The 24,915-nt window shown below is 62.4% G+C and carries 20 protein-coding genes; 5 read left to right on the top strand and 15 right to left on the bottom strand.

Annotated elements, in window-relative coordinates:
• Positions 1–32 precede the first annotated feature (32 nt).
• Together AB4N48_RS26450 and AB4N48_RS26445 are read left to right on the top strand one after the other, a co-directional pair.
• Positions 33–845 carry a substrate-binding periplasmic protein gene (locus AB4N48_RS26450; protein ID WP_460094547.1) on the top strand — a complete coding sequence of 271 codons (813 nt, stop codon included), beginning with the start codon at positions 33–35 and terminating at the stop codon, positions 843–845.
• A 221-nt stretch (positions 846–1,066) separates the two neighbouring features.
• Complete coding sequence (locus tag AB4N48_RS26445) at positions 1,067–2,929, top strand: DEAD/DEAH box helicase (RefSeq protein ID WP_423663475.1); 1,863 nt, start codon at positions 1,067–1,069, stop codon at positions 2,927–2,929.
• 250 nt (positions 2,930–3,179) lie between these two features.
• Here AB4N48_RS26445 and AB4N48_RS26440 read toward each other — a convergent pair whose 3' ends face one another.
• The 3 genes from AB4N48_RS26440 to AB4N48_RS26430 form a co-directional block, all read right to left on the bottom strand.
• Positions 3,180–3,758 (bottom strand): YceI family protein, encoded by a 579-nt coding sequence (locus tag AB4N48_RS26440; protein ID WP_039757580.1) that lies wholly within the window; start codon positions 3,756–3,758, stop codon positions 3,180–3,182.
• A gap of 31 nt (positions 3,759–3,789) precedes the next feature.
• Complete coding sequence (locus AB4N48_RS26435; RefSeq protein ID WP_041476792.1) at positions 3,790–4,341, bottom strand: cytochrome b; 552 nt, start codon at positions 4,339–4,341, stop codon at positions 3,790–3,792.
• A gap of 338 nt (positions 4,342–4,679) precedes the next feature.
• On the bottom strand, positions 4,680–6,449 hold the full coding sequence (locus tag AB4N48_RS26430) for a flavin monoamine oxidase family protein (protein WP_460094546.1): 1,770 nt from the start codon (positions 6,447–6,449) through the stop codon (positions 4,680–4,682).
• Positions 6,450–6,671: 222 nt separating this feature from the next.
• On the opposite strand from AB4N48_RS26430, the gene AB4N48_RS26425 reads away from it, so the two are divergent.
• Together AB4N48_RS26425 and AB4N48_RS26420 are read left to right on the top strand one after the other, a co-directional pair.
• Positions 6,672–8,078, top strand: a complete 1,407-nt coding sequence (locus AB4N48_RS26425; RefSeq protein ID WP_460094545.1) for an adenosylmethionine--8-amino-7-oxononanoate transaminase — start codon at positions 6,672–6,674, stop codon at positions 8,076–8,078.
• Between the two features lie 133 nt (positions 8,079–8,211).
• The gene (locus AB4N48_RS26420; protein ID WP_150636902.1) at positions 8,212–8,931 is read left to right on the top strand and encodes a 16S rRNA (uracil(1498)-N(3))-methyltransferase; all 720 of its coding nucleotides are present in this window, start codon (positions 8,212–8,214) and stop codon (positions 8,929–8,931) included.
• A gap of 175 nt (positions 8,932–9,106) precedes the next feature.
• Here AB4N48_RS26420 and trhA read toward each other — a convergent pair whose 3' ends face one another.
• A complete protein-coding gene (trhA, locus tag AB4N48_RS26415; RefSeq protein ID WP_039757573.1) occupies positions 9,107–9,724 on the bottom strand; it encodes a PAQR family membrane homeostasis protein TrhA in 618 nt (205 codons plus the stop codon).
• 140 nt (positions 9,725–9,864) lie between these two features.
• Between trhA and AB4N48_RS26410 the strand changes: the two genes are divergently transcribed.
• Positions 9,865–10,785, top strand: a complete 921-nt coding sequence (locus tag AB4N48_RS26410) for a LysR family transcriptional regulator (RefSeq protein WP_056786436.1) — start codon at positions 9,865–9,867, stop codon at positions 10,783–10,785.
• A gap of 198 nt (positions 10,786–10,983) precedes the next feature.
• Here AB4N48_RS26410 and madM read toward each other — a convergent pair whose 3' ends face one another.
• The 11 genes from madM to AB4N48_RS26355 all read right to left on the bottom strand — a co-directional run bounded on the left by madM (position 10,984) and on the right by AB4N48_RS26355 (position 24,906).
• Positions 10,984–11,748, bottom strand: coding sequence for a malonate transporter subunit MadM (madM, locus tag AB4N48_RS26405; RefSeq protein WP_041476796.1), 765 nt, complete (start codon positions 11,746–11,748; stop codon positions 10,984–10,986).
• Positions 11,749–11,753: 5 nt separating this feature from the next.
• Positions 11,754–12,146 (bottom strand): malonate transporter subunit MadL, encoded by a 393-nt coding sequence (gene madL / locus AB4N48_RS26400; protein ID WP_016772756.1) that lies wholly within the window; start codon positions 12,144–12,146, stop codon positions 11,754–11,756.
• Positions 12,147–12,213: 67 nt separating this feature from the next.
• On the bottom strand, positions 12,214–13,134 hold the full coding sequence (mdcH, locus tag AB4N48_RS26395) for a malonate decarboxylase subunit epsilon (RefSeq protein ID WP_252884956.1): 921 nt from the start codon (positions 13,132–13,134) through the stop codon (positions 12,214–12,216).
• A complete protein-coding gene (locus tag AB4N48_RS26390; protein WP_431078238.1) occupies positions 13,131–13,751 on the bottom strand; it encodes a malonate decarboxylase holo-ACP synthase in 621 nt (206 codons plus the stop codon). Before AB4N48_RS26390 ends, mdcH begins: the two co-directional genes overlap by 4 nt.
• Positions 13,745–14,530: a biotin-independent malonate decarboxylase subunit gamma gene (gene mdcE, locus AB4N48_RS26385; protein ID WP_431078239.1), complete on the bottom strand. Its 786-nt coding sequence runs from the start codon at positions 14,528–14,530 to the stop codon at positions 13,745–13,747. Before mdcE ends, AB4N48_RS26390 begins: the two co-directional genes overlap by 7 nt.
• Positions 14,527–15,378, bottom strand: a complete 852-nt coding sequence (locus tag AB4N48_RS26380) for a biotin-independent malonate decarboxylase subunit beta (RefSeq protein ID WP_460094544.1) — start codon at positions 15,376–15,378, stop codon at positions 14,527–14,529. Before AB4N48_RS26380 ends, mdcE begins: the two co-directional genes overlap by 4 nt.
• The gene (locus AB4N48_RS26375) at positions 15,371–15,670 is read right to left on the bottom strand and encodes a malonate decarboxylase subunit delta (RefSeq protein ID WP_056786420.1); all 300 of its coding nucleotides are present in this window, start codon (positions 15,668–15,670) and stop codon (positions 15,371–15,373) included. The genes AB4N48_RS26380 and AB4N48_RS26375 overlap by 8 nt, the downstream gene beginning before the upstream one ends.
• Positions 15,670–16,527 (bottom strand): triphosphoribosyl-dephospho-CoA synthase, encoded by an 858-nt coding sequence (locus tag AB4N48_RS26370; protein WP_460094543.1) that lies wholly within the window; start codon positions 16,525–16,527, stop codon positions 15,670–15,672. Before AB4N48_RS26370 ends, AB4N48_RS26375 begins: the two co-directional genes overlap by 1 nt.
• Entirely contained in the window at positions 16,527–18,197 is a 1,671-nt protein-coding gene (gene mdcA / locus AB4N48_RS26365; RefSeq protein WP_460094542.1) for a malonate decarboxylase subunit alpha, read from the bottom strand. Before mdcA ends, AB4N48_RS26370 begins: the two co-directional genes overlap by 1 nt.
• Before the next feature lie 336 nt (positions 18,198–18,533).
• Positions 18,534–19,004 carry a chemotaxis protein CheW gene (locus tag AB4N48_RS26360; protein WP_071172230.1) on the bottom strand — a complete coding sequence of 157 codons (471 nt, stop codon included), beginning with the start codon at positions 19,002–19,004 and terminating at the stop codon, positions 18,534–18,536.
• Complete coding sequence (locus tag AB4N48_RS26355) at positions 18,997–24,906, bottom strand: hybrid sensor histidine kinase/response regulator (protein ID WP_460094540.1); 5,910 nt, start codon at positions 24,904–24,906, stop codon at positions 18,997–18,999. Before AB4N48_RS26355 ends, AB4N48_RS26360 begins: the two co-directional genes overlap by 8 nt.
• Between the last annotated feature and the right edge of the window lie 9 nt (positions 24,907–24,915).

The raw sequence follows: 24,915 nt of genomic DNA, 5'->3' as shown, positions 1-24,915 counted from the left end.
TCATCAGGCGTTTCGCGTACTAACCTCAGGCCATGCCCCTTATTGCCCAACTGCTGAGCGTTATTCTTCTGACTTGCCTGAGCGTCGCCGCTCGGGGGGAGAAGTTGCGTATTGTCACCGAGCCGTGGGCGCCTTACGTCTACGAACAGGGTGGTAAAAACCTCGGTCTTGACTACGAAACCACCGCCATCGTGTTCCAGCGCCTGGGCATTGAAGTGGAATGGCAGTTCCTGCCGTGGAAGCGCTGCCTGTCGATGCTCGAGACCGGTCAAGCCGACGGTGCGCTGGACATCTTTCACAGCGTCGAACGCGACGCCACTCTGCTCTACCCCAGCGAACCGCTGTCCGACGTCGAATTCGTGATGTTCTACGCCAACGAGCGGCCGCATCCTTTCAACACCCTCGAACAACTCAAAGGCCTGACCATCGGCACCTCGCCGGGTTATCTGTACAGCCCTGACTTCAGCCAGTCGGACCTGTTTACCCGTGAGCCGGCGCCAACTCATGAAGCCAATTTCGGCAAACTGGTGCGCGGGCGGATCGACCTGTTGATTACCGATCGCCGCGTCGGTCAGCATTTGCTCGATGAACTTGATATTCGCGATCTGATCACGGAAAACCCGACGGTTATCAGTCGCCAGAGCCAGTTTCTTGCAGTTCGGCGCAATGCCGGCATGGATTTGCTGGTGCAGCGTTTCGGTGCCGAGCTCAAGCGTTTCAAGCGCGAACCGGCCTACGCCGAGCTCAGCGCGCGCTACGGTGCCGCGCCTGTCGATAGCGCATCACTGCGCTCGGCCACGGCCAGCGGCGAAACCGTTGAGCAGCAGGAAAGCAGCGCGCAGTGATTGCTCTGTTATACTCCGGCGTTCCCGCCAGGCTCACGCCCGGACGCCCGGAACCGTAACAGGCCTCTCGACCCGCTACAGCGCAGCTTTCAGCCCGCGCGAGCGCTCCTGACGTGCCTTCGGAACCGCCGCTGGACCGGACGGGATTGCGTCCTCTTAAACGTGATTCGCGCCAGGCAAGACTCCCATTGGGCCAAGCCCTAACTAAAACAGGATTACTCATGTCCTTTGCTTCCCTCGGTCTCTCCGAGGCTTTAGTCCGTGCCATCGAAGATGCGGGCTATACCGAGCCTACTCCGGTGCAACAGCGGGCCATTCCCGCCGTGTTGCAAGGTCGCGACCTGATGGTGGCGGCTCAGACAGGTACCGGTAAAACCGGCGGCTTCGCCCTCCCGATTCTGGAGCGGTTGTTCCCCAACGGTCACCCGGACAAATCCCAGCGTCACGGCCCGCGCCAACCTCGCGTGCTGGTCCTGACCCCGACCCGCGAACTCGCGGCCCAGGTGCACGAGAGCTTCAAGATCTACGCCCGTGACCTGAAATTCGTCAGCGCCTGCATCTTCGGCGGCGTCGGCATGAACCCGCAGGTCCAGGCCATGTCCCGTGGCGTCGACGTTCTCGTCGCCTGCCCGGGTCGCTTGCTCGACCTCGCCGGCCAGGGCAGCGTCGATCTGTCCCACGTGGAAATTCTCGTTCTCGACGAAGCCGACCGCATGCTCGACATGGGTTTTGTCCACGACGTGAAGAAAGTCCTCGCGCGTCTGCCGGCCAAGCGTCAGAACCTGCTGTTCTCGGCGACCTTCTCCAAAGACATCACCGACCTCGCCGGCAAGCTGCTGCACAACCCGGAACGCATCGAAGTGACGCCGCCAAACACCACGGTCGAGCGCATCGAACAACGCGTGTTCCGCCTGCCGGCCAGCCACAAACGTGCGCTGCTGGCGCACCTGATCACCGCCGGCGCGTGGGAACAGGTACTGGTTTTTACCCGCACCAAGCACGGCGCCAACCGTCTCGCTGAATACCTGGACAAACACGGCCTGCCGGCTGTGGCAATCCACGGTAACAAGAGCCAGAACGCGCGCACCAAAGCCCTGGCCGACTTCAAGGCCGGCGAAGTACGCATTCTGGTTGCCACCGACATCGCTGCCCGTGGCCTGGACATCGATCAGTTGCCGCATGTGGTCAACTTCGAGCTGCCGAACGTCGATGAAGACTATGTGCACCGTATCGGCCGTACCGGCCGCGCCGGTCGTTCGGGCGAGGCGATCTCGCTGGTCGCGCCGGACGAAGAAAAACTGCTGAAAAGCATCGAGCGCATGACCAAGCAGAAGATTGCCGACGGCGATCTGATGGGCTTCGACTCCAGCACCATCGAAGCCGAGAAGCCGGAAGCCCGCGAGCGTCCGGACATCCGCAACCCGCGCAATTCCCGTGGCCCGCGTGGCGACGGTCCGAATGGCGGCGGCGGTGGTGGTGGTCGCAAGGACAAAGGCAAAGACAAGGGCAAGGAAAAACCGGCCGGTGAACGTGGCGAGCGCCCTGCCCGTCAGCAGAAACCGCGCGAAGGCACCCCGAGCCGCGACCAGCGCCCGAGCCAGCCACCGCGTGCAGCGGCTGACCGTGCCCCGGACGAATTCCTCGACGACGATATCGATAACTTCGGTAACCGCGTCGACTACGTGCCGAAAGCCGCCCCTGCCGGCGGCCGTGGCCGTCGTCCGGGCGCACCGGCGCAAGGCGCTGGCGCACCACGCGGTGGCCAGCCTCAGGGTCGCCAGAACGGTCCGCGCAACAGCAACGGCTCGAGCACCGGCACGCCACCAGCCAAACGCAGCGGCCCGCGCAATGGCGCACCGCGTGACGGTCAGGGTCGTCGCGACGAATCCGCGCCGCGCAATCGCCGCCCGGCCCGTGACGATCAACCTCGCAGCGAACCGGCCGTGCAGAACCCGCGCAGCAACGGTCCGAAGATCATGCACAAGGAATCGAAAGCCGACCGCTTCCCGACGCCTGAGCAACTCGATCAACTGCCAAGCCGCCCGCGTGGCGAGAAACCAGCACTGCTGACCCGCAATCGCTGAGTTTCATACCGTCATGAAAAATGCCCCGACTCGAAAGAGCCGGGGCATTTTTTTACCTCGATTATCTCTGCCACACCGCAATACCCCTGTGGGAGCGAGCCTGCTCGCGAAGGCGGCGGGTCAGCTGAATCTTTGCCGATTGACACACCGCTTTCGCGAGCAGGCTCGCTCCCACACGGAATAGCGTGTTACAGCAATAAAAAACGCCCCCGACCTTTCGACCGGGGGCGTTTTCATGTGGCGGCGAAAGTTATTTCGCTTTCACACCTTCAAACGAAACATACAGCTCGACCGCGTCGGACTTAGGACCGAGGTCTTTCTGCTTGCCGAAATCGGAGCGCTTGATGGTGGTGGTGCCTTCGAAGCCGGCACGGTAGCCGCCCCATGGATCCTTGCCTTCGCCCAGGAAGGTTGCCTTGACGACAACCGGCTTGGTTACGCCCAGCAGGGTCAGGTCGCCGGTCACGTCAGCGGTGTTCGCACCGGTGGACTTGACGCTGGTGGATACGAAAGTAGCCTTGCCGAACTTGCTGGCGTTGAGGAAGTCAGCGCTGGCGATGTGCTTGTCGCGCTCGGCGTGGTTGGTGAACACGCTGGCAGTGTTGACGTTGAACTCGATCTTGCTGTCTTCAGGCTTGGCAGCGTCGAAGCTGAACTTGCCGTCGATGTCCTTGAAGGTACCGGTGATGTAGCTGTAGCCCAGGTGGCTGATCTTGAAGTCGACGAAGGCGTGCTGGCCTTCCTTGTCTACTACATAGTCAGCAGCCATTACGTTGGCGGACAGCACGGCCGAACCGATTGCCAGAGCGGCCAGAGTCTTTTTCAACATGCTTTCTTTTCCTTTGAGTCGAGGTTGAATTTCAGGCTTTGCGACCGAGCATTCGAGTGAGGGTCGCATCACGATCGATAAAGTGGTGCTTCAATGCTGCCAACGCATGGAGACCGGAAAAAATTACCAGTGCCCACGCCAGCCAGAGATGAATCACCCCAGCGGTATCTGCCTGATCCGGTAGTCCGGAGAGCAGAGCAGGGACTTCAAACAGGCCAAACACCGGGATCCCGACACCGTCTGCGGTGGAAATCAGGTAACCGGCAATCATCACAGCGAACAGCGCCAGATACAGAAACCCGTGGCCGAATTTAGCGCCGATACGGGTCATGCGGCTGTAGCTTTGCAGCGTTGGCGGCGGTGGGCTGATGAAGCGCCACAGCACCCGCAACACCATCACACCAAGCAGCACCAGACCGATGCTCTTGTGCAGATCCGGCGCGTCTTTGCGCCAAGTGCTGTAGTAATCCAGCCCAACCATCCACAGACCCAGCGCAAACAGCCCGAAGACCGCCAGCGCCACGCCCCAGTGCATGAAGATGCTGACCCAACCATAGCGCGAAGAAGAGTTACGTAGCTGCATTGCCCAAATCCTGTGAGAACTGCGAACCAAGACTAGCGAGTTATCTATCGAATTAAAGCGGAAAATTTTGCTTTGAAATATCGATAAATACGATCAAGAGTCTGGAAGTGACGAGTTAAGAAAAGATTAAAGGCAAAAGTGTGGCGGATTGTTGTCCCCAGGCAATGGAATTTGGGTGTCTGAGTTGGCCCCTTCGCGAGCAGGCTCGCCCCCCAGGTAATCGCATTCCTACTGACAGTACTCGGTCAAATGTGGGAGTGAGCCTGCTCGCGATAGCGATCTTGCAGGCAAAAAAAAGCGCGGCATATACGCCGCGCTTCTTCATTCACCGCAAAGCCTTACTGCGCCTTGGTCTCGGTCGTTGCAGCAGGCTTGGCCGCTGGCTTCTTCGCCGGTTCAGCCTTTTTCGCTGCCGGTTTGGCCGCCGGCTTTTTCGTTTCGGTTTTGGCCGCAGGCTTCTTCGCTGCTGGCTTGGCCGCTGCTTTCTTCGCTGGCTCGGCTTTTACCGGGGCCGCTGGCTTCGGTGCTTCCACCGGCGCAGGTGCAGGTGCCGGGGTCGGTGCAGGCGCTGGAGCAACAGGTGCTGGCGCAGGCTCTGGCGCCTTCACAGGCTCTGGCTTCTTCTCGTCATCCGAACCGCCAAACAGGTTGCTGAAGAAGTTGCCCTTCTTCGCCGCCACGGCACCCGCCGCGCCTGCAGCTGCTGCAGCCGGAACCACTTTGACCGGTTCAAAGGACTTGCCTGCCGCCAGATCTTCAACCTGGCTGGCCGCGCGCTGGCCGGTGCGCAGTGCGCCTTCCAGAGTGCCCGGGTACAAGGTGTCGGTGTGTTCGCCGGCAAACGCTACGCGTTGCAGCGGACGTTCCCACAGGCGCCAGAACTTGCTGATCTGCCCCGGGCCGTAAGCCAGGTAGGCGCCGCCCATCGACGGATCGGTGCTGTAGCGACGGATTTCATAACCGGTGAACGAGCCACGGGCCTGTGGGTAAAACGCGTGCAGACGGATCAGCACCTGATCGACCATCTGCTTGTCGCCGAACGCCTGCATCACACGGGCGTTATCGCCGGACAGGTTGATCACCACGTTGGCGCCGCCCTTCAGTGCCGGTTCGATCCAGAGCATGCCCAGACCGGTATTGCTGTAGATCTCGCCGGACATGCGCGATTTGCTTTCCCACACTGGCGTCTTGAACTTCAGCATGATCTGGTCGCGCCAGCCGTAGTTGGTGCCTTTGATCGCCGCCAGGTGCTGAGCATCCAGCGCAGGGGTCAGGGCGATTTTGTTCAGCGCGCGCAGCGGTACCGCCAGCACAACGTAGTCGGCCTGATAGCCGACGCTGCCGACTTTGACGGTCACACCGTCCTTGTCCTGGATGATGGCCGAGACCGGCGAGCTGGTCTTGATGGTCTTGATCTGTTTGACAAAGGCCTGGGCCAGGACCTGGCTGCCGCCGACCAGACGCGAGGCGCGCAGGTCGCGGTCGGAAACGCCGCGATAGACGCGGTTCTGCTGAGCGAAATACAGCAGCGACAGACGCGAAGGTTCGTCGTAGTGGGTGCGAATGTCCTGGTTGATCAACTGACGCGCGGTGGCCGGCAGGTTCTGCTTGTCGAGCCAGCTCGATACGGTGATCTGGTCCAGTGCATGCAGGGTGGTGGTCGCCGCCGGGTTCTGCGGGTCGTCGATCGAGCGCGCCAGATCGTCGAGGGTTTTCTGGTAGCGCTTGAGCGCATCGGCGGTGGCTGGCTGCTTGGTGGCCAGATCAGCGGCAGAGAAATAATCGCCGTCGATCAGATAGCCTGGGGTACGGACGAATTCCGGCGCCGGCGTGGTGCCGAGCTTGAAGGTCGACACGTATTTGTTCAGCACCGGCTGAGTCTTGTCGTTGCCGATCCACTCGCTGGTGGCCATGCCCGAGCGGCCGCCCAGGCTCGGTTTGGCTTCCAGCAGGGTGACCTGCCAGCCTTTGTTCTGCAGTTCGTAAGCAGCGGTCAGACCCGACAGGCCGCCGCCGATCACGATTGCGGTTTTATCCTTGGCCAGCGCCGTAACGCTGAACAGCCCCAACATCACCAGCGCACAGGCGCGCAGCCAACCGACAGACATTCAGCGAACTCCGGAAAAACATGTGGGAAAAGCAGTTTTGCGAGTCAGACGACTCAAAGAACCGCGAAGAATACGTTAGCCATCAAAACGCCGCCAGCGACGTCTATCGGCTCAGACAAAGTAGCTCAATCGACACAATGGGTTGTTCCCGCGCGATGCATTGCATAGGCTTGCGCGATTGTTCGCCCGCGCCTGACGCGAGCCGCCTCGAGGAGACTGTAAATGGGCCTGAATAACCAGTGGATGCAACGCGATCTCGCGGTGTTGTGGCATCCCTGCACCCAGATGAAAGACCACGAACAGCTGCCGCTGATCCCGATCAAGCGTGGCGAAGGCGTCTGGCTCGAAGACTTCGAAGGCAAGCGCTACCTCGACGCAGTCAGTTCCTGGTGGGTCAACGTGTTCGGCCACGCCAACCCGCGCATCAACCAGCGCATCAAGGATCAGGTCGATCAACTCGAACACGTGATCCTTGCCGGTTTCAGCCATCAGCCGGTGATCGAGCTGTCCGAGCGCCTGGTGAAGATGACCCCGCAAGGCCTGAACCGGGTGTTCTACGCCGATAACGGCTCGTCCTGCATCGAAGTCGCGCTGAAGATGAGCTTTCACTACTGGCTCAATCGCGGCCAACCGAACAAGAAGCGCTTCGTCACCCTGACCAACAGCTATCACGGCGAGACCATGGCGGCGATGGCGGTCGGCGATGTGCCGCTGTTCACCGAGACCTACAAAGCGCTGCTGATGGACACCATCAAAGTGCCGAGCCCGGATTGCTACGGCCGGCCCGACGGCATGAGCTGGGAAGAACACTCACGCAATATGTTCGCGGCCATGGAACAGACGCTGGCAGAGAATCATGACAGCGTCGCGGCAGTGATCGTCGAGCCGTTGATTCAGGGCGCGGGCGGCATGCGCATGTATCACCCGGTCTACCTCAAGCTGTTGCGCGAGGCCTGCGACCGTTACGGCGTGCACCTGATCCACGACGAAATCGCCGTCGGCTTCGGCCGCACCGGAACGATGTTCGCCTGCGAACAGGCCGGCATCCGCCCGGACTTCCTCTGCCTGTCGAAAGCCCTCACCGGCGGCTACCTGCCGCTGGCCGCGTGCCTGACCACCGACGAGGTCTACAGCGCCTTCTACGACGACTACCCGACCCTGCGCGCCTTCCTCCATTCGCACAGCTACACCGGCAACCCGCTGGCCTGCGCTGCGGCACTGGCGACCCTGGACATCTTCGAGCAGGACAACGTCATCGCGAACAACCAGGCGCTGGCTCAGCGCCTGGCCTCGGCGACTGCGCATCTGGTGGATCACCCGAACGTCTCCGAAGTGCGCCAGACCGGCATGGTCCTGGCCATCGAGATGGTCAAGGATAAAGCCACGAAAGAGGCCTACCCTTGGCAGGAGCGTCGTGGCTTGAAGGTTTTCCAGCATGCACTGGAACGTGGTGCGTTGTTGCGGCCGCTGGGCAGCGTGGTGTATTTCCTGCCGCCGTATGTGATCACCCCGGAGCAGATCGACTTCCTCGCCGAAGTGGCCAGTGAAGGTGTTGATATTGCTACGCGGGACAGCGTCAGTGTTGCGGTGCCGAAAGACTTCCATCCGGGATTCCGCGACCCGGGCTAACCGTAATTTCTCGTTCCCACGCTCCGCGTGGGAATGCAGCCCGGGACGCTCCGCGTCCCAAAAGCGGACGCAGAGCGTCCGATGAGGCATTCCCACGCAGAGCGTGGGAACGATCTAATCTGAGAGACCCGAAATGAGACTGTCCCGCTTCTTTATCGACGCCCCGCTGAGCACTGGCGAACACGAACTGCCGGAGGCCCAGGCGCATTACATCAGCCGCGTGCTGCGCATGGCCGAAGGCGATGCGGTGCAGTTGTTCGACGGTTCCGGCCATGAGTTTCGCGGATCGCTCGTCGAAGTCGGCAAGAAGCGCGTGGTCGTGCAGATCGACGAGCAGTTCGCCGGACAAATCGAATCGCCGCTGCAGATCCACCTCGGCCAGGGCCTGTCCCGGGGCGAGCGCATGGACTGGGCGATTCAGAAAGCCACTGAACTCGGCGTGATGCAAATCACCCCGATCTTCAGCGAACGCTGCGAAGTGCGGCTCAAGGACGAACGCGCCGACAAGCGCTTGCTGCATTGGCGCCAAGTGGCAATCAGTGCCTGCGAACAGTGCGGGCGTTCACGGGTGCCAGTGATTCATCCACCAGTGTTGCTGGCGGACTGGCTCAAGCAGACCGAAGCCGAATTGAAACTGGTGCTGCATCCGGTCGCAGAACCGCTGGTCAGCCATGCCAAACCGGCGACGCTGGCGTTTCTGATCGGACCGGAAGGTGGGTTGACGGATGGCGAAGTCGAGCAGGCCAAAGGCAACGGTTTCCACGCTGCCCGCCTCGGCCCGCGCGTGTTGCGAACCGAGACCGCGCCGGTGGTGGCGCTGGCGGTGGCCCAGCAACTGTGGGGGGACTTCTAAGGCCCCTTCGCGAGCAGGCTCGCTCCCACATTGGATCTAGGGTGTTCACAAAACCAGAGTTCACTGAAGATTTATTGTGGGAGCGAGCCTGCTCGCGAAAGCGGTGTTTCATTCAACGAAGGTGTTGGCTGACCTGACGCCTTCGCGAGCAGGCTCGCTCCCACAGGGATTGCATTTACAGGACGTAAAACAGAATCGCGACAAAGTGCAGCAGACTTCCGGCAATCACGAACAAATGCCAGATGCCATGGGCATGCCGCAGGCGGTGATCCAGGGCAAAGAAGATAATCCCCACCGTATACAAAACCCCGCCCGACGCCAGCCAGGCAAACCCGGCCGTGCCCAGTGCGGCAATCAGCGGTTTGACTGCGACCAGCACGATCCAGCCCATCACCGCGTAAATCACGATCGACAGAATCCGCGCTTCGGAACGCGGTTTGATCTCTTGCAGGATGCCGATCAGCGCCAGCCCCCAGACAATCCCGAACAGCGTCCAGCCCCACGGCCCGCGTAACGTCACCAGACAGAACGGCGTGTAGCTGCCGGCGATCAGCAGGTAGATCGAGAAATGATCGACCTTCTTCATGATCGCTTTCTTGCGCCCGCGCACGCTGTGATACACGGTCGAGGCGCTGTAGAGCACCAGCAAAGTGAAGGCGTAGATCGCCACGCTGACAATCTTCCACGGACTGCCGTCGAGGCTGGCAATCACCAGCATCCACACGCCGCCGATAAACGCGGCGATGGCCCCGACCAGATGGGTCCAGGCGTTGAGTTTTTCCCCGTGATACATGTATTGCTCACCTCACATTCGTTACCGCAGCGCGCAAGGCTCGGGCCTTGAGCGTAAAAGCGCAATGTTTCTGTTCAACCTCGCCTGCGCGGCCCGCGGGAATTGGGCACAATCGGCGCATTAAAAAAAGAGTCCGCGCCATGCTGATCGACGAAGAATTGACCCTGAAAAAACTCGAGGTGTTCCTCGCCTTCATGCGCACCGGCAACCTCGCCCGCGCTGCCGCCGAACTGCAGACCAGCAACGTCAGCGTGCACCGCGCCATTCACTCTTTGGAAAACGCCCTGCGCTGCCCGCTGTTCAAACACGAAGGGCGCAACCTGACGCCACTGGAAAGCGCCTATGTGCTGGAAGAACGTGCGCAGAAGCTGATCAACGACGTCGTCGACAGCGTGCGCCTGACCCGCGAAGCCGCCGGGTTCTCCGCCGAGCGCTTCAAGCTCGGCTCGCTGTATTCGCTGACGGTGAAGACCGTGCCGCAGCTGATCATGGGCCTGAAAATCCGCCGCAGCGAACTCAACATCGACCTGATCCTCGGCTCGAACATCGACCTGCTCTACAAGCTGAAAAACATGGAAGTCGACGCGATTCTGGTGTCGCTGGACGACAGCATCAACGATCCGGATTGCGAGCAGATTGCGCTGTTCTCCGACGACATCTTCCTCGCCACCCCGGCCGATTCAAAATTCGCTCAGCGCAGTGAAGTCGATCTGGCGGAAGTGCGTGATGAAACCTTCATCACCCTGACCCAGGGCTTCGCCACGCATCAGGACGGTGTGCGGGTATTCAAGCAAGCGGGGTTCGAGCCGAAGGTGGCGATGCAGGTCAATGACATCTTCACCCTGCTGAGCATGGTCAGCTCAGGGGTGGGGTACGCCTTGTTGCCGGGGCGGATTGCGGCGGTGTACGAGAATCGGGTGAAGCTGATTCCGTTGCAGGAGAAGTACCGGTTGCAGCAGCACATTGGCGTGGTGTTTCTGAAGGCCAAGGAGCGTGACCCGAATTTGCTGGCGTTGTTGGCGGAGTGTCGGATGTATGCCAATCGGCAGGCTGGGGTTTAGATCAAGATCAAAATCAAGAGCTACCCCCTCACCCCAGCCCTCTCCCCCAAGGGGTAGAGGGGGAAAGGGAGCAGATCGGGGGCTTTTTCAGAACCTGAGTTCGACTTAGAAATTTCAGGTCGATGTATAACGCCAGAACAACTCGGTCAGTCCCCTCTCCCTCCGGGAGAGGTTTAGGGTGAGGGCAGCTTAAATTGACTAACCCATCAACCCGCGCATCGCCAGAAACAACAGCGAAGGCCCAAGCAGACACCCGAGCGCGGTGTAGAACGCCGCCGTCAGGCAACCGTACGGCACCAGCTTCGGATCGGTGGCCGCCAGGCCTCCGGCAACGCCGCTGGAGGTGCCCATCAAGCCACCGAAAATCACCGCGCTGCGCGGATTGTTCAGGCCGATCATCGGTGCCACGAACGGTGTCATTACCATCACCAGAATCGCCTTGATCAGCCCCGCCGCAATCGACAGCGCCATCACCTCGGAACTGGCACCAATCGCCGCGCCGGTCACCGGGCCGACAATGTAAGTCACGGCACCCGCGCCAATGGTGGTCAGGCTCACCGCATCGGTGTAGCCGAACGCCATCGCCACGCCGACCCCGGCGACGAACGAGGTGCCAACGCCGACAAACAGCGCCAGCACACCGACGAATCCGGCGCGTTTGAGCTCATCGACACTCACGCCAAACGCCGTCGCCACAATCGCGAAATCCCGCAGCATCGCACCGCCGAGCAGGCCGATGCCGGACAGCAGGGGAATATCCACCACGCCTTTTTGCCCACCGGTCAGTGCGCCGCCGATATACGACAGCACCAGCCCGAGCAGAATGGCGATCGCCGAACCGTGCAGACGGCCCTTGGTGAAAGTGTTGGACATCCAGTAGGACACCCACATGGTCAGGCCGACAATCAAAAAGCCGCTGATCAGACCGTAGCCGGTGATCACTTTCATCATTGATTCGTACATGGCGATTACCCCGCAGTCTTGGCAGGAGCAATCGGCGTCTCTTGCTTGTTGCCCATGCGTGTCAGCACCGGCACCAGAGCAAAGGCGATCACTACGGCGAGAGTGCCGGCGAGAATCGCCATCGGCCCGCCCTTCAGCGCACCGTAGACATTCTGCTGTGCGGCCATGGCGACCACGATGGGGATGTAGATCGCGCTCCAGAACTCCACGCCCTGCTCGGTCTTGCCCTTGAGCCAGCCGCTCTTGTAGAGATAGCTGCCCAGGCCGATCAACAGCAGCATCGCAATACCGACACCGCCGACATTGGCCGGCACGCCGATCAGCTTGCCGAGCAATTCACCGACCCAGATACCGACCAGCGTGCAAAAGGCGAGAAATGCCACACCGTAAATAATCATTGTTGTAGTCCTCAAAGTGCATCGTCGAATGTTGTTTTTGTTGTTCGAAGCTTGAGTCGCGGCGGTTTTAGAGTTGGCGGCCACCCTCCTCGCGCAACAGCGCTTGCAGGGTATCGAGGCGGGCACTGTCGAAGGCAGTGACGGTGCCCTGCTCGAACACCCGGCGCGCCAGCCCGGTCAGCACCGCACCGGGCGGCAGTTCGATCTGTAGACGTACGCCGCGCTCGTAGGCGCTTTGCACGGTGCCGCGCCAGTCCACCACGCGGCACATGTTGAAAGCGAGGTCGTCACGCAGCGCTTCGACTTTGCTCACAGGGCGGGCGCGGCTGCCGCTGAGATAGCCGATCCGTGGCGTTTTAAGTTCGACCCTGGCGAAGGCTTCGGCAAGCGCCTGCGCCGGTTTTTCCAGCAATGGGCAATGCGACGGCACGCTCACCGCCAGCCGTTTCGCCACTCCGGCGCCGCGACTGCGTGCCAGTTCGGCCACCGCGTGCATGGCCTTGTCGCTGCCGGCAATCACCACTTGGTTATCGGCGTTGATGTTGGCCAGATACACCGGCGCATCTTCGCTGTGCACCTGGGCCAGCAGGGTTTCGACGGTGGATAACTGCAAGCCGATGATCGCGGTCATGCCGTAGCCCTGTGGATAAGCCTGTTGCATCAGCTCACCACGCAGGCTGACCAGATGCAGCGCATCGCTGAAACTCAAGGCCCCTGCCACCACCGCCGCCGGGTAGGCGCCGATGGACAGGCCGGCGACGTAATCCGCGCTCAGTTCATCCTGCAATAACTGCCGCGAAGCAGCGACACCGGCGATCAGCAGGCACAACTGAACCGCTCGTGTCGTGCGCAATGCCTCGGCACAATCCAGCAGCAAGACATCCTCGCCGAGCACATCACTGGCCTCGACCAGCGTTTCCCTTGGCAAACGCTGGAGCATGCCCGCTTGCTGCGCGCCTTGGCCGGGAAACACCAACAGGCTGCTCACGCTGCCTGCTCCTGCGGGTTCCACGGATCCGTCACCAGACAGGCCCGATAAGCATTTTTCAGCAGCACTCGGAACGAACCGCTGGCCCATTCCCGCAACGCCACAGCGCCGAACGGCGTCTGCAATTGCATGTCGACCCGGCACACAGTTTGATCAAATAGCGCGACCAGTTCGCGCGCCTGATCACGGCCGATCATCTGCGGCGCACGCAGAATCAGATCGAGATCACTGGCCGCATGCATCGCTGCAAAACCACTGGCCAATTCAAACCCGACACTGCCGCTGACACCCCAGATCCAACGGCAGTCATCGAGCATCGGCCGCAGTTGTTTGAGCGCCTGCATCACCGGCAGATCTCGCTCGCACTCAACATGACAAAGGGCTTCGGGACTGACCCGACAGGCAATCGAATCCAGCGCCATAAATGCCGCCAGCCGTTGTTGACGCAACACACCGCGCACGCCGACCGCGACAAAACCGTCAGCACTCACCGCCCGGCGCACCACCACCGGTTGCCCGGCCGCCAGCGCCGCGACCGCCCACTGCGGCGCATCCGCCGGCAACTGCGCCGGGGTCATGCCCCAGAGCAGATCGTGGGCCAGGGGCAGGTTCACCACTGCGCCCTCAGCAGTTCGCGGACGCGGCTGGAGGCGGCACGATTGCCCGCACCAAGGCGCCCTTTCAAATCAGTGCTGGTCACATCGCTGATCGCTTGCTTCAGGCACTCGCTCACCCGCGCCAGATCTTCCGCCGTCGGTTGTTCGATCTGCTGCACCGAGAGGGTTTCCCAGAGCAGGCCGAGGCTGGCGTAGCTGTCGATGTCGTAGGCCATGGGCGGCACGCTGGCGGCCAGCGCTTCCAGTTCTTCAACACTGCGCAATGTCACCCGCGCCGCCGAGGCCTTGCCCATCGCGTGCACCATCACACCGGGATCACGCAAAGCAATCAGGCGATTGGCCTGATAACCGTGGGCGAGAAACGCACCCGACATGGCCTTGCCCACCAGCAGCGCAATCACCGGATGCCCGGCCAGACGCGCACGGGCATAACTGTCCGCCGCGCCGGCCAGCGCCTGATGAATGCCGAGGGCTTCTTCGCGCCGCCCATACGCCTGGCTCGGCACATCGACGATGGCGATGATCGGGCGCTTCTTCGCGCTGTCGCGGTCGGCGCTGATCGCGTCATCCACAGCCTTGGCCAGCCCCCAGCCTTCGAGCAAACCGACTTCGCCGTTTCGGGCGCGGGGGAAACGATTGTCCGGGTCGGCGACCACGGCGATAAAACGCCCGAGCTCAGCGTCGGCCACTTTCAACGACGGCGGCAAACCTTCGACGACACTGGCGCCAGCGCTGAGCGCATTGAACCAGTGCAAACCGCGCAATGAATAACTGCTCATGAGCGCTCTCCTTGATACAGATCGCGAACCACCGACGGTTCGATTTGCTGGCCAGTGTTCAGCTTGCCGAGGCGTTGCAGGAACCACTCGGCGCGTTGACTGCGCGGCTGTGCCGGCAAGCCTTGCTGGAGCAATTCACCGACCTGCTGACGAATCTGCGCCACATCATCGCCGACATAACGGTCCACTAGTCCCGTGTTGAAACGCTGTTCGCCGCCGGTCAGGCTCCAGATGAAGGGCCGGTCGCGGGAGTCGTATTCCTCGATCCCGGCTTCCTGTTCGATCACCTGCGGGCCGTTCAGGCCGAGACGTGCTTCCTGGGTCACCAGCAAATAACTGCACAGCGCAGCAGCAATCGACATGCCGCCGAAGCAACCGACGCTGCCAGCGACTACACCGACCACCGGTTGGTATTGCTGCAAATCGACAATCGCCGCGTGAATATCGGCAATCGCCGCCAGCCCTAGATTGGCTTCCTGCAAGCGCACGCCGCCGGTTTCCAGCAGCAACACGGCGCGGGTGGGGATGCCGTTGCGGTTGTCTTCGGCGGCCAGTTCCAGCGCACCGGCAATCTTCGCCCCGCCGACTTCACCGAGGCTGCCGCCCTGAAACGCGCCCTCAATCGCCGCGATCACCATTGGCAAACCGTCGAGGCGGCCCTTGGCGATGATCACGCCGTCGTCGGCTTGCGGCACCACACCCTGGCGCTCAAGCCACGGTGACATGACCCGTTGAAACGGATCGAGCAGTTCGCGAAAGGTCCCGGCGTCGAGCAAGGCTTGCGCCCGCTGCCGCGCGCCGAGCTCGACGAAACTGTGTTTGTTGAGCAACGCTGCGCTGTCAGTCATGGCCGATCTCCTCGAAACCCTGTTCCAGACGCAAGCGCACCACCCCCGGCGTCGCGCCGAAATCGTGGATATCGATGGCCATCGCCGGCGGCGTGGTGCCGTCGAACATCCGCGCAAACAGGTGCTGCCAGCGCTGCTGCGCGCCGTTGACCGAGGTCTGCACGTTGATCGTCAGCTTGCCGGCCAGACCCGGTTCGATCAGCACTTCCAGATCCCCCGAGCCGACACAACCGACCAGCGCACGCCCGCGTGGCGGCTGCCCGGCGGGGAATTCAAACGATAGGCTTTCCATCAAAACGCTCCCTGAACAATGCCGTCGCGCTCGATGCGATCGAGCAGCAGCGTGGCCGCGAGCAAGTCAGCGGCGCCACCGGGCGAGGCATTCAATGCGATGAGTTGTTGATCCAGTTCGTGCAGGCGACGACGGCCGCTGAGGCTGGCGCTGCCGCCGGCATCGAGCACCGCTTGCGCGCCGGCCTGCATGGCCTGCAGGCCCAGTTCGCCGGCGCGGTAAAGCACGCAGGTGTCGGCCAGCTCGGTCATGATCGCCAGCAACGCATCAAGCCGGGCGTTCTGTTCGCCGTGGCCGTTGGCGCGACTTTTCTGCAGTTGCGGCAGGCCGCGTTGCAGCACGGATGGGAAGCCCAGTTGCGCTTCTTCGCGAGCACCGCGTGCGCCGTAACGCTGAGCGACTTGTGCGCCGTGGCTGAGCGGTGTCGGTGCGTAGCGATCGTCGAGCAGTGCCAGGCGTGCGGCGCACAGGGCGATGGATTTCGGTTGCAGCGCGGCGGCCGTCACCAACAGTCCCAATGCCCAGATCGCACCGCGATGGGTGTTGACGCCGTTGGTGGTCACGAGCATCGCTTGTTCGCCCTCGCGGCCGATGCGGCCGATCGCTTCGCGCAACGGCACACCGACTTCACCGGTCTCCAGCGCGGCCTCGGCCATTTCCTTGAATGCCGGCCACAATGCCAGCGCCGACGCGTGCATCAGGCCCAGGTGCAGATCGGTGTGTGCGCCATTGCCACGACGGTCGACCAGCGCCGGTTTCGGCGACAGATCCGCTTCGTCGATCAGCGCGTCCACCGCCAGATCGGCCAGGTGTTCAGCCAGTGACAGCGGTTTCGCTTGCAGGTTAAATGCGTGCATTACCAGCTCCTGAATTTGGCGGGCGGGTTGTACAGGCCACCGGACCACTCGACCAGATCGGCGACGCTTTTCGCCGCGAGCAATTCGCGGGTGGCGTCGGTGCGGCGGATGCCAAGGTCTTCGGGCAAGGCGATCAGGCCTTCGCGGCGCATGCGTTCGGTGTCTTTCGGATTGTGCCGCAGGCCGATGGCGGTAACCCCGGCGACCGCTGCGATCATCGCCTGGTGTTCTTCCAGCGAGCGCGCCTTGTACAGGTAGGCGATGCCTTCTTCGGTGAGCAGGTGGGTAACGTCGTCGCCGTAGATCATGATCGGTGCCAGCGGCATGCCGCTTTTCTTCGCCACTTCCACCGCGTCGAGCGTTTCGACAAAGGTCGGTTTGCCGCCCTCCTGGAAGGTCTCGACCATTTGCACCACGAGTTTCTTGCCGCGTTCGAGCATCGGTTGCGGCCCATCGGCGTGGCGCATGTCCAGCCACGCCGGGGTGCCGTGACGGCGGCCGCGCGGGTCGTGGCCCATGTTCGGCGCGCCACCGAAACCGGCGAGACGGCCACGGGTCACGGTCGAGGAATGGCCGTCGCCGTCGACTTGCAACGTCGCGCCGATAAACAGATCCACCGCGTATTGCCCGGCCAGTTGGCAGACCATGCGGTTGGAACGCAGCGAGCCGTCGCGGCCAGTGAAGAACACATCCGGCCGAGCGGCAATGTAGTTTTCCATGCCCAGTTCGGTGCCGAAGCAATGCACGCTCTCGACCCAGCCGCTTTCAATCGCCGGGATCAGCGTCGGGTGCGGGTTGAGCGTCCAGTTGCGGCAGATCTTGCCTTTCAAACCGAGGGATTCGCCGTAGGTCGGCAGGATCAGTTCGATGGCGGCGGTGTTGAAACCAATGCCGTGGTTGAGCGACTGCACGTTGTGTTTTTCGTAGATCCCGCGAATCGCCATCATCGCCATCAGCACGTGCACAGGCTTGATGTGCCGTGGGTCGCGGGTGAACAGCGGTTCGATGTAGAACGGCTTGTCGGCGACCACGACGAAATCGACCCATGAAGCGGGAATGTCTACGCGAGGCAGCTCGCTGACGTCATCGACCAATTGGTTGACCTGAACGATAACGATGCCATCGCTGAACGCCGCCGGTTCGATCAGTGCCGGGGTATCTTCGGTGCTCGGGCCGGTGTAGATGTTGCCGGCGCGGTCGGCCATGAAGCCGGCCGAGAGCACAACGTTGGGGATCAGGTCCACGACGAGGCGGGCGTAGAGTTCGATGTAGGTGTGAATGGCGCCGACTTCGAGCAAGCCATCTTCGAGCAATTGGCTGATGCGCAGGCTCTGGGTGCCGGCGAAGGAGAAATCGAGCTTGCGGGCAATGCCACGTTCGAACAGATCAAGGTGCTCGGAGCGGCCGACGCTGGGCATGATCATGTGCAGATCGTGGAGTTTGGCCGGGTCGGCCTTGGCCAGCGAACGCGAGAGGAAATCCGCCTGCTTCTGGTTGTTGCCCTCCAGCACCACACGGTCGCCGGGATGGATCAGCGCTTCGAGCGCGGCGACGATCTTGTCGCTGGGCAACACCGCGCCATCGGCGAGCCCGCGCACCTTGTCGAGCCGGCGCTGCTTCTCGTCACGCCGCCGCGTCCAGCGCGAGTCGGGGGAAATTGTTGTTGTCATGCTCACTCCACGGGGTTCGCTGTCGTGGAGCCAAGTTAGGCGTGTGTGGTGAGGGCATCAATCAAGCTGGGTGGTGAATCATTACGCTGAGCGTAACGTTCAAAAGCTACCCTCACCCTAGCCCTCTCCCGGAGGGAGAGGGGACTGATTGAGGGATGCTTGGGAATGACGCTGACCTGAACCCGTTGTAGTGAATCCATAATCGACTCGGTCATTCAGGTCGACGTAGGACGCGAGACACCTCGGTCGGCTCCCTCTCCCTTTGGGAGAGGGCTGGGGTGAGGGGCTTTTGATCGTTCCCACGCTCCGCGTGGGAATGATCAGTCAAGCCTTGGATCAGCGGGCCAATCCCGCATCCACCAGTAACTGCTCCAGCCCCAACAAATCCGGCACCTTCGCCACCTGCTCGCCGACCTGCACCGCCGCCTGCTCCAGCGCACACAACGGCACATCGACATAACTCAACTGACTGTCCAGCTTGTACGACCGAGGAATCCCCTGCACCAACAGGGCGATGAATCTCAGCTCGGGCAAGCCGCCCAAGGCATTCAGAATGACGATCCGCGCCCGTTCGCCGATGACGATTTTCTGCCCGCAGGCCGATTCGAAACTGATCAACGGAATCTGCCGCTCGCGCCACGTTACCCGGCCCAGGTACCACGGCGGAGTGTCGAGGTCGAAGGCGCTGGCCTGGTAGTCGATCAGCTCGGCGATGGCGACATTGGGCAGGATCAGGTTGCGATCGGCCAGCGGCAGCAGCAGCCCGGTGAGCTGGCTGGTGCGCGGGTTATGCCGGTGCTCATGCATGTTTCTTGCTCCACTGGGCGATGCTCTCCAGCAACACCGATTCCTGATACGGCTTGCCGAGGTAGTCGTTGACGCCGATGGCCATGGCGCGGTCGCGGTGTTTCTGCCCGGTGCGCGAGGTGATCATGATGATTGGCAAGTGGCGCAGGCGTTCGTCGGCGCGCACCTGGGTGGCGACTTCGAAGCCGTCCATGCGCGGCATTTCGATGTCGAGCAGCATCAGGTCGGGCAGGTGCTCTTCGAGCAGCAGCATCGCATCGACGCCGTCCTTGGCGGTCAGCACGTTCATGCCGTGACGTTCGAGCAAACGGCTGGTGACCTTGCGCACCGTCACCGAGTCATCGACGACCATGATCAGCAGCGGCTTGTGCGGTTCGCTGTCGATCTCCGTGGGCGCCGGCTCTTGCGCCAGGCGCGCCTGCATCGCGCGGATCGGTGCGAGCAGATCCAGAATCAGCACCACCCGGCCGTCGCCGAGAATCGTCGCCCCCGACACGCCCTGCACCGCCGCGAACTGCGGGCCGAGGCTCTTGACCACGATCTCGCGAGTGCCGGCCATGGCGTCGACCAGCACGGCAATGTGGCGGTCGTTGCAATGCACCAGCAGCACCGGCAACGGCAGGTTCTGCCCGAGCAGTTTTGGCCGTGGCGCAGTCTTCAACAGCTCGCCGAGATAGCACAGCTCATACCGCTGGCCGCCGTATTGATAACTCGGTGGATCCTGCCGAAAGTGCCCTTCCAGATCATTCGGCAACACGCGCACGATGCCTTCGATGGTGTTCAGCGGAATCGCGTACTGATCCTCGCCGCACTGCACCATCAGCGCGCGGTTGACCGACACGGTGAACGGCAGGCGAATGCGGAAATGCACGCCCTGCCCCGGCACCGAATCGATACTCATGCTGCCGCCGAGCTGGCGCACTTCTTCGTGGACCACGTCCATGCCGACGCCACGCCCGGAAATCTGGGTGATCTTTTCCGCCGTGGAGAAACCCGGCTGAAGGATGAACTGCAACACGTCGCGGTCGCTGATCTCGGCGTCGGGCGCCAGCAAGCCGCGTTTGATCGCCTTGCGCCGCACGGCTTCCAGCGGCACACCGGCGCCGTCGTCGCGGATGTCGAAAACCATGTCGCCGCCCTCGCGCGACAGATCGAGGGTGATCTGCCCTTGCGCCGGTTTGCCCGCCGCCAATCGCACCTCGGCAGATTCGAGGCCATGGTCGACGGCATTGCGCAGCATGTGTTCCAGCGGCGCGGCCATGCGCTCCAGCACGTTGCGATCCATCTCGCCATCAGCGTTGCCGACGACGAACGCGACATCCTTGCCCAGCTCTTCGGCGACCTGACGAACGATGCGTTTCAGACGCGGCACCATGCGTTCGAACGGCACCATGCGCGTGCGCATCAGGCCTTCCTGCAATTCGGTGTTGATCCGCCCCTGTTGCTGCAACAGGTTCTCCGCATCGTGATTGCGGCGGTCGAGGGTTTCCTTGAGGTCGAGCAGGTCCGAGGCGGATTCGAACAGCGCCCGCGACAGTTGCTGAAGCTGCGAATGGCGGTCCATTTCCAGCGGATCGAAGTCTTCATAACCGAGGCGTTCGCCATCGACTTGCTGGCGGCTGAGAATGCGCCCCTGGGTTTCGGTGTCGAGGCGGCGCAACTGATCGCGCATGCGCTCGATGGTGGTTTCCATCTCGTTGAGAGCAATCTGCGCATCGTTGACTTGCTGCTCGATTCGCCCACGAAAGATCGAGGTTTCCCCGGCCAGGTTGACCAGTTCATCAAGCAGCTCGGACGAGACCTTGACCATGTCTGCGCCAGCATCGGCGGCGGGTGGCGCTGCCTCAGGCTTGATCACCGGAGCCGGCGCCGGCGGCGCTTCAACCTGCACCGGGTGACTGAAATTCTGGATCGCATTGATCAGCCGATCGGCCGGTGGGCACGGCTGCCCGGCGCGCACACCATCGAGCATTTGCGCCAGTCGGTCATGGCCGCGTTGCACCAGCGCGAACAGTTCGGCAGACGGTTGCAGCGCACCGCTAGAGAGACTTTCGTAGAGAAATTCCAGCTCATGGGCGAGGTCGCCGATCGGGCCGATTTCGACCATCCGCGCGCCGCCCTTGAGGGTGTGCAGATCGCGCAACAGGGTTTCAATTTCCTGACGGTTGCCCGGCTCGGCCTGCCAGCGCAACAGCGCGGCGCCGGAGCTTTCGATGATGTCGAAACCTTCTTCGAGGAAGATTTCCAACAGTTCCGGATCATGCCCGGCGTTGTCGTGTTCGACCGCTGCGGGGGCAGATTCGCTGGCGGCCTGGCCCTGACGCAATTGACGGATCGCGTCGATCAGATCCTGCGCCGGGGTCAGCGCTTGATGCGCTTGCAGTTGCTCCAGCATCAGCGCCAAACGCTCGTGACTTTGCTGGAGCAAACCTTCGAGCACGACGCTGTGGCTGTAACGCCGATCGACCAGCCCTTCGTAGAGGTTTTCCAGCTCCTGGGCAAGGTCGCCGATAACCTCGACCTCGGCCATGCGCGCACCGCCCTTCAGCGTGTGCAAGTCGCGCTGCAATGACGACAGCGGCGCGGCGTTGTCCGGATCCTTGCGCCAGCGCTGCAAGGCTTGCCCGGCGCTGTCGAGAATGTCCACCGCCTCTTCAAGGAAGATTTCGACGATCTCGTCGTCAGGCTCAAGGGCGGCAACCGATTGCTGCAATTGCGCGGTGGCGCTGCCCAGTTCGCGAATGTCCAGGGTGCGGCTGCCGTCGCTGCGGATCAGGCCCATCGCCGCCGGGTCGAGGCCTTCGTCGAGCAGATCCTGCAAGGCGCGAATCCGCTCCGGTTGCGCGGTGATTTCCTGGCCGGCAGCGAGCTCGTCGAGCATGTTGATCAGCGCTTCGTGGGCCAGTTGCGCCTCGTGGAAAAACCGCTCACTGACCGCCAGGCTGCTTTCTTCCACCGCGCCATACAGGTCGAGCAAAGCTTCGCAGAGGCCATCGACCGGAAGCAGATCGGCAAGGTGCGCGCCCTCGCCCAGAGTGGTCAGCTCATCGAGCAAGGCGCTGAGTTCCTGGCGCTCGCCGGGGTGTTGCTGCCAGCACTGCAAGAGGTTTTCGGCGTCGAGGAGGATGTCCATGCCCTGGGCGAGGAAGTTGTTGATCAGTTGCGGATCGCGCTTGAGGCGCAGGCCGCTGTCAGCGCCATCGGAGCTGGCTTGCAGGCGCTCGGCGAGCAGCGCCTCGGTGCGTTTGATCAGCGACTGCGCACCGACAATCGGCGCCAGCGGATCGTATTTGAGTTGACGCAGGCCGACGCGGAACAAGCCCTCGGCTTCGAGCAGCAATTCGACCTCGTCCAGATCCAGCGGCAACTGATGCGCCTTGAACTCGCGGGCCAGTTGATCCAGTGAAGCCGCCAGTTCGGCCATCGGCAATACGCCGGCCATCGAGGCACTACCCTTGAGCGTGTGCAGCGCCCGTTGCAGCTCGTCGCTGGCCGGCAACGGCACCTGTTCGGCGGCCTGATCGAGGAAACGGTTGAGGCTGGCGAGGTGGGTTTCGGCTTCTTTGCGGAAGATTTCCAGCAGCAGCGGATCAAGCGCGGCGACGTCGTCGGTGTCTTCGGCAGCCAGCGGTTCATCGCCTTTGGCCAACGCGTGGGCGCGGGCGGCGAGTTGGTCGACATCGTTGCGTTGGCGCTGGCGCTGGGTGGCGAATTCGTTGATCAGCTCGGGCAGCAGCAACACCGTGTCGCCGAGCAATTGGCGCAGCACTGCGCCGGGCTCGACGCTTTGTTCGAGCACTCGGTTGAGCAGGTTTTCCACCGCCCAGGCCAGTTCGCCAAGGACCAAGGCACGGACCATGCGCCCGCTGCCCTTCAAGGTATGGAAAGCCCGACGCAGTTCGGTCAGCGCGGCGCGGTCCTGGGGATTGGCGGTCCAGCGCGGCAGGTATTCGTGGAGGACCGCGAGGACTTCGTCGGTCTCTTCGAGGAATACTTCGCGCAGTTCATCGTCGACCGGTTCCTCATCGGTCGGCGGCGGCATCAGGCTGTCAGGGGTGTTGCGCGCCGGCGGGTTGAGCGCCGACACCGGGCTGGCCAGCACCTCGGCGAGCGACTGCACGACGTCAGGGTCGTCAAGGGTTTGCAGATCCTGCATGAGCTGCGCTTCGCTGGGGCTGAGTACCTCATCAAGCACCGGCACTTGCGCTTCGCCGGGCTGCTCGTTGGCAAAGAAGCCGAGGCTGGCAAGGCTGTTTTGCGCGACATCGAGCAGATGCTCGGCGGGCGCCTGCGGGTCATCGCTCAGGCGTTCGAGGTAATACTCCAGGCTGCTGATCACATCGGCCAGATGATCGAGTTGTTCCCAGCCCGGTTCGTGGGCATCGAGCATCAAATGCTCGCGAATGAAACCGTTGCAGGCCTCGACCAGACTCGCTGCTCGGGCCAGCGGAATCATCGCCAGCGCGCCGCGCACCTGCGTCAGCAGTTCGGGCAGCGATTGCAGATGCTGGCGGTCCCAATCGGCGTCGATGTAGTCGACGATCATGTCCTTGGCCTGTTGCAGGCAGATGCGCGCTTCCTTGATCACGATCTGATGGATCTGCGTCAGGTCGGTGGTCGGCAGGCGCGCGTCTTCGGCGCTTTGCGTCTCCACCGTGCCAACCATGCCGGCCAGCGTCGCTTCGACGTAGAGCAAGGCCCCGGCGACGTCCATGAGGATCGCGTCGTTCGGTTCGCGCTGGCCTTGGGCGAGGCTGAGCACCACTGCCAGTTGGTCGATGATGACTTTGCGCGGCTGGCCGAAACCCAGCACCGCGAGGGTGTCGGCGATCTGCCGCAGCGGTGCGAGCAGGCTGTCCAGATCCGAAGCGTGCTGGCGGTCACTGCGCACGAACAGATCGAGGCGCTCCTTGACCCGCACCAGCTCTTCGCACAGCGCCGCCAGCACCGAGCGCATGGCATCGCGGTCGGGGCCGGCGAGGCGCGCGCGTTCTTCATCGACCATCGCGCTGTCGGGCAACGCGTCGTCCAGGGAGTAGTGATCTTTCATGGTCAGCATCTGCCCGGTGGGATGTTCGGCTTTGGCAATATAGAACAACAGGCTTTTCAGCAGCTCGGCCGGCGCCGGTTGATTGAGCCCGACGACGCCTTGCTCGAGCAGGCGCTTGAGCTCTTGGTCGGCGTCCTTGAACAGGCTGCGCAGCGCCGGACTGTTGGCGATGACGCCCTCGCGCATGCCCTCGACCAATGCCGAGGCGATTTGCCACAAAGGGCTCAACGGCGCATCGCCGCTCAGTGCTTCGAGACGGCTGAAGACTTTGGCCAGATAGCCAAGGTGCGTCTGGTCGTCCTGTTCGCGCAGCAGACCGACCAGAGCCATTTGCAGCATCTGCCGCAGTTTGCGCAGCACGTTCGGCAGATCGGGTGGTTCCAATGCCGCGAGCGCCTCGTCGCCGAGCGGCGCCAGCTCGGGCAGTGGCGGGCTGAACAGGCTGGTTTCCGCCAGCAGGCTTTCACCACGGGCGCTACGCAGATCGTTGATCAGCGGCAACACCACCAGCGGCAGGTCGCGGCGGGCGCTCTGCACGCGGTCGAGGTAAAGCGGCAGTTGCCCCAGGGCTTGCAGCATCAGGTGCAAGGCTTCGTCGCGGTGCGATACACGATCATGTTGCAGGGCTTCGACCAGATGCTCCATTTCTTCGGCGAGCAACGCTGCGCCGTAGAATTCGACCATCTGCAGACTGCCGTGGACCTGATGAATGTACGCCAGGCACTCGTCCAGACCGGGAAAGGCCTGCGGATCGTCGAGCACGGCTTCGATCGCCTGATGCGCCAGCCTCAGCGTTTCGGCAATTTCGCCCTTGACCCATTCCAGGGCCACGTAGTCGTGCCGATCACCCATAACCACTCC

Source organism: Pseudomonas sp. S2_C11, from assembly GCF_054668395.1.
This window is presented reverse-complemented; position numbering and strand designations above follow the sequence as displayed.